Origin of the sequence: Novipirellula sp. (genome assembly GCF_041583735.1) — a bacterium.
Classification (GTDB): domain Bacteria; phylum Planctomycetota; class Planctomycetia; order Pirellulales; family Pirellulaceae; genus Novipirellula.
Map to the genome: position 1 here is coordinate 1 of NZ_JBFHFD010000589.1, position 5,496 is coordinate 5,496.

The 5,496-nt window shown below is 55.6% G+C and carries 5 protein-coding genes; 1 reads left to right on the forward strand and 4 read right to left on the reverse strand.

Annotated elements, in window-relative coordinates; all coding sequences use genetic code 11:
- Positions 1-316 precede the first annotated feature (316 nt).
- Positions 317-1,078: a methylamine utilization protein gene (locus ABX962_RS28915; RefSeq protein WP_372724704.1), complete on the reverse strand. Its 762-nt coding sequence runs from the start codon at positions 1,076-1,078 to the stop codon at positions 317-319.
- 815 nt (positions 1,079-1,893) lie between these two features.
- On the opposite strand from ABX962_RS28915, the gene purD reads away from it, so the two are divergent.
- Positions 1,894-3,192 carry a phosphoribosylamine--glycine ligase gene (purD, locus tag ABX962_RS28920; RefSeq protein WP_372724697.1) on the forward strand — a complete coding sequence of 433 codons (1,299 nt, stop codon included), beginning with the start codon at positions 1,894-1,896 and terminating at the stop codon, positions 3,190-3,192.
- Between the two features lie 41 nt (positions 3,193-3,233).
- Here purD and ABX962_RS28925 read toward each other — a convergent pair whose 3' ends face one another.
- From ABX962_RS28925 to ABX962_RS28935, 3 genes are all read right to left on the reverse strand, one after another.
- On the reverse strand, positions 3,234-3,830 hold the full coding sequence (locus tag ABX962_RS28925) for an HAD family hydrolase (RefSeq protein WP_372724699.1): 597 nt from the start codon (positions 3,828-3,830) through the stop codon (positions 3,234-3,236).
- Positions 3,831-3,935: 105 nt separating this feature from the next.
- Positions 3,936-4,505 (reverse strand): hypothetical protein, encoded by a 570-nt coding sequence (locus ABX962_RS28930; protein WP_372724700.1) that lies wholly within the window; start codon positions 4,503-4,505, stop codon positions 3,936-3,938.
- Positions 4,506-4,580: 75 nt separating this feature from the next.
- A partial coding sequence (locus ABX962_RS28935) for an OprO/OprP family phosphate-selective porin (RefSeq protein ID WP_372724702.1) occupies positions 4,581-5,496 on the reverse strand: 916 nt, incomplete at its 5' end.

Consider the following 5,496-nt stretch of genomic DNA (forward strand, 5'->3'; position numbering starts at 1 on the left):
CCGCCGACCGCGATTCAGCGAGCGTCAGCGAATAAAGCGTGTTGGGCTCAAATTGTTCAATCTTTGCGTCACATCCGGTGATCACAGCCAGCAGCGGCAGCGGACAGAGGATCAGCACGAAAGAGCGGACGAGAGGGGGCATATCGAAAACGGTCGCAGGATTTGGGAAAGGATTCGTCCCCTATTGAACCGCGTAAACCCGTTCGCCGTAAACTCCACGGATTGTCGCATCGGCAAAAAAAATGGCAGGCACATCAAGGATGGGCCTGCCACGATTCGTTTGATTGGGATCGATCGCGATTTGACTCGCGTTTCCTTACTCGGCGCTCAACGCCCCTGCAGGAACCACAACGGTTCCAAGGTCGTTCACGCCACCTTTGATAGTGACGTCAAAACGGCTTCGCGACCATTTTTCAGCTTTGCCGTTAATGGTGACATCGTCAATTTTGCCCGCTTCGTGGAAGACGCGGAACGTCAATTCCTCGCCTTCGGGCAGATCCTTGATGACCAAGTCACCATTTTCGTCACTCTTGGCGACGTAGGGGTGTTCCAGGACCACGACGTAGGCTCGCATCCAAGGATGAATGTTGCATTCCACCGGAATTGGCGCAGGTTCGGTTTCTTCGAGAACGACTGATTTTTCTTGCCCCGGTGGGATCAAGAAGTTTTGGGCCGCGTTCTTAAAGAAAGGCAGGTTCGCATTGTGGCCCACGGCGTCGGGGTTGGTCACCTTTAGCGTATCGCCGGTTTGGCAAATCACGATGTGGGGCTCGAAGCGACAGGCGTTATTTTCCAACACATGCGTGTTGTTCTTTGCAGGGACGTCATCCAATTTCGATCCACCGCGGCCGGTGTAGACGTAAACCACGACATCTTTGATGCCCTTGTTCTCTTTGTTGACCAGCAATCGCTCGTTGAAAATCTGGTGTTTTCCACAGAATTCTACGTCTTTGTTGACAACCAGGGCCGAGGGATCCTCAGCGGCACCTGCGTATTCGAAACGCAGTTTCAGATCGGCTGCATTGGAAACGGCAGCTGTCGAGGCCAGCAGAGACGCTGCGGCGACACCGCAAAACATGTGAGTTAATCGAGTTTTCAAAGCTTGTCGTCGAGTCTTCAACGTTAATTCTCCCAAGCAGGGTTAGAGGATTTAAATCCTTGGCGGTCATCGGCCGCAGGATCATCAGCGTGGTTTCAGTTCTCAAGATCGTAACGATTTTTGGTTTCAGTGCCGCCCCATTAGCCAGCCAGAAATTTGGTCAGCGTGTCCGTTTAACCTCAGCATGATGGTGACCTATGTCGCGACGGAGGATCAAAAGACCGAGGAATCAGGAGTCAATTGTCTTGCGTGACGTGTGTCTTGCGTGACGGGGAAGCATGCGGCAAACAGCGAATTCTAGTTGCCGGTCAGCAGAACGCACGCGATTTAAGCGATTTTCTACCGCCGATTTCAACCATCGCAAGCCACGAGATTCAAAGGGAGGGAAGGACTGTTGACTGGCGAGGTTATCGCAGCGACTGAGCTACGGTGGACGTAAACTCAGTCGCTGCTTCTAACCAAACTAGTTTTTTGCGAAGAATGTGCCGTCCTTGGGGTGGGGGTTTTAGCGGACAGCAGAATTTCATTCTTCGGCAGGACACTCCCCATTTTAGCTGCTATTGGAAAATTGTCTACCGCTTACACCCCCTTAAGCTGGGTAATTCCCGCGGTGCGATCCGCTGGGGGGAATCGGTGACACTTGGTGGATCCGGCAGGCTTTTGCAGCGAGAATTTCTTCTCCGTCCCCGCCGAGATTGCGCTTCCCACCGTGGCGATTTTTGATTGGTTTGCTAATTTACCGGTTGGGCTTTGACTTTTCCTTTCTTGAATCTCTGCGACAGTGTGGTCCCGCGATGAAATTTTTAATTGTTGGTAACGGCGGACGTGAACATGCGCTCGCTTGGAAGATTGCTCAAAGCCCTCGTGTGGAAACGGTCTACGTGGCTCCCGGCAACGCAGGGACCGCGATCGACGCGATCAATGTTCCAATCGAAGTGACCGAGACCGCAAAACTGGTCAAGTTTGCCAAAGAAAACGAAATCGACATCACCGTCGTCGGCCCCGAGGTTCCTTTGGTGGCGGGGCTCGTTGATGCCATGCAGGACGCGGGGCTAAAGGTGTTTGGCCCCTCCAAAGCTGCCGCCGAACTCGAAGGCAGTAAGGTGTTTTGCAAGAATTTGCTGCACATGGCCGATATTCCCACCGCGGGTTACCGAACCTTTCGCGACGCCGAGGATGCGGCTCGCTATATCAAGGATCGCTATTCCGAGCCGAATGATCCGGTGCATGTGGTCGTCAAAGCCGACGGTTTGGCGGCGGGCAAAGGGGTGATCGTTTGCAGCACACGCAGTGAAGCACTTGAAGCGATCGATCGGATTGCCCACCAACGCGAATTTGGCGAAGCCGGCAAAGAACTGATCATCGAAGAGAAGTTGATCGGGCAAGAGGCGAGCGTGTTGGCGATCACCGATGGGGAAACGATCATGACGCTGCCCGCCGCCCAGGATCACAAACCAGCCTACGATGGCGATGCCGGTCCCAACACCGGCGGGATGGGGGCATATTGTCCGACGCCGATCGTTGACGAAGCGATGATGGAAAAAATCGAAGCCGACGTGCTGGTTCCGATCGTGCACGCAATGAAGCGTGCTCGCCGGCCCTTCAAAGGTGTGCTGTACGCGGGGTTGATGTTGACCTCGGCCGGCCCCAAGGTGCTCGAGTTCAATGTGCGGTTCGGCGACCCCGAGTGCCAACCGCTGCTGATGCGTTTGAAAACCGATTTGGTCGATGTGATCGAAGCGACGATCGACGGACGCCTCGGTGAACTTGAACCACTGCAGTGGGACGAACGCCCCAGTATTTGTGTCGTGATGGCCAGCGAAGGTTACCCTGGCGACTACGAAAAAGGCCGCGTGATCACCGGGCTGGACCGCGCAGCAGAGCTAACTGATGTGAAAGTATTTCATGCCGGTACGGCACTGAAGGATGGGAACGTGGTCAACGCCGGCGGCCGTGTGCTTGGCGTGACCGCGATCGGAAATTCGATCAGCGGTGCGAAATTGCAGGCCTACAAGGCGGTCAAAGAGATTCGCTGGCAAGGTGCCTGGTGTCGCAAAGACATCAGCGACAAGGCGCTCGAACATTCCAATTGATCGCCTTGCCGCACTCACAGGCTAGCAGCCTGAGCTACGACTTAGGCTCGCCCTGCCTCGTAAAACGTAAAGTCGCGGACATCGACACAGTCCATCGAGGCTCGTGCGGCGGCGTCTAGCCCGAGTGGCGAATCTTCGAAAACGAGACAGGTTTCCGGCGGGACATTCAACAACTCTGCAGCCTTCAGAAACACGTCGGGTTCCGGTTTGTGTTTCTCGGTGTCCTCGGCCGTGACGACCGCGGCGAACAGCGATTCCATTTGCAAGTGCTTGATTTGGGCCCACACCCCTTCGCGGTCGCCACCGCTGGCGACCGCCATCGGCACCACGTTAAAATGGGCATGGGCGATATCGCAAACGCGTTTGAGCGGTTGCAGTCGCGGGATTCGTTGACGAAACGCTTGTTCCTTTTCAGCGCCGGCGACTTCGGGGTCGACGTCGACCGATTGTTCTTCGGCCAAGACGCGAATGATTTTATCGGTGGGCATGCCCGCCATGCTGTAGAACCGTTGTTCGGTAAACTCGATGCCAAAACGGGCCATCGTTTCACGCCATGCTTCGAAGTGCAGCGGCATCGAATCGGTAAGCGTACCGTCGCAATCAAAGATCAATCCGCCATAGCGGCTAAGGTCGTTCACTTGTTGTTCCGTGTTGCTTTCAGGAAGGGGCAGCTACAAACGAACGTGGCCAATCTCTTGCGAGATTGGCCACGGGAAAACGTCACTCTCGTTTCGTCCGTTAGACTAGCGAGTCGTGATGGTTTCGAACAGCGAGTAATACGCGTCTTCACTTGGACGCGACGCTTGCGCTGGCGAGGGAAGCGAGTACGGCTGGGGGGCTTCCGGTGCCACCTGTTCCGCAGGCGTTGGGGCTGGCGGTGCCGGGGCGTGTTCGATGGAGTGGTGTCCACCGTGGCTGTGCCCGCTGTGAGTGTCGCAGCAGGTTGCTTTCTTTTCGGCCGACCACGAATACTCGCACTTAGGGCACTTGTAATCTTTGGTCTTCAGCACGCAGATCCGACGCGTTTTCGCACCGTTGTTGCAAACCGCGTCGCAGTTTCCCTTTTGCCAAGGGAAAACCACGCGGGGAATGCAGATCACTTTGGATTCGACTTCAAAGCAAGTCTTGGTCTCGTCGACCACGTCGACTGAAAAATTGCAGCGGTGGTCGCACGCTGGGCATTTGGTGCAGCAGCCGGTTTGGTCCAGCAGATGATGGCCGGATCCCGCTGTGGCTTGGTTCGCGGCGAACGGCATCGCTGCGAATACGAGCAAGCCGGTGGCGAGCGTCATTCGAAGAGTTTGATAGAACATGATCGGGTCCTTTCCTTGGACAAATGATTGGATCAATTTTACGCGGTGGGTAAGAGGACGATTTTCAAGCGAAGCTTAGAAATCGGCCATGAAGCGAAAGCCAAGTGCGGTGAAGTCGCCATCGACGCCTGCGGCCAACGGCACCGTGGTGCCGCTGGGGCCACTGTTCTCTTGGCCTTGCCCACCGTTGTTGATCGAACCCCAAATCAAGTTGGTTTGAACTTTCGAGTAGGCGGTCCAGTACCAATTAAGTCCGGCGGTGACCGCGTGGCCGTCGCCCCCGCGAATGTCTTCGTCGCTAAGATCGAGATAGTCGTAGCGAAGGGCCACTGCGACTGCACCCAAACCGGAACCCGTGCCTCCGGTGCATCGGTCAACCAAGAAGAAGTTTTCAAATGGTTTGACTCGGTCGATGGTTCCCGATACTCGGTCCAGCGGAATGTGTTCGCCGGTGAGGAAGTACGATGCGAAGATGTAACCACCGTGAAAGAACAAGTCTTCACCAGAGAAGCCGCCCGCAGCGTCGCGTCCTACCCAGTTACCATAGTATTCGCTGGTGATTTGCAGGGCACCGATATTGAGCATGAACTCGTAGCCGAGTTGTTGGTAGTCCTCGGCACCCAAGATGCGATTGGTGTTCCACCAACGTGAATCGGATCGCGCCAATGGACGCGTGCGGAAACGAGCTTCGTTGCTGGTTTGGTCCGCGTCGGTTTGGCCGTCGGGATCGGTATCGTTTGCGGATCCAGCGATTGCCAGGTGCAAATAGCCGCGGCCACCACTGATTTCGTCGTACCAGGGGCTCGCCGCCAACCGGCCATACACGCCGGCCTGCATGTCGTCACCGCGATAACGGCCATCGGTGGCAATGTTTTCTAGCAAGAAAACACCGTATCGCCAGTTGAACATTTCGTCGTCGCTATAGCCGTACATCGCTGCACCAAGACGACGAGCGTCTTCGTTGAACGTTTCAACCGCCAATGGACGTTCG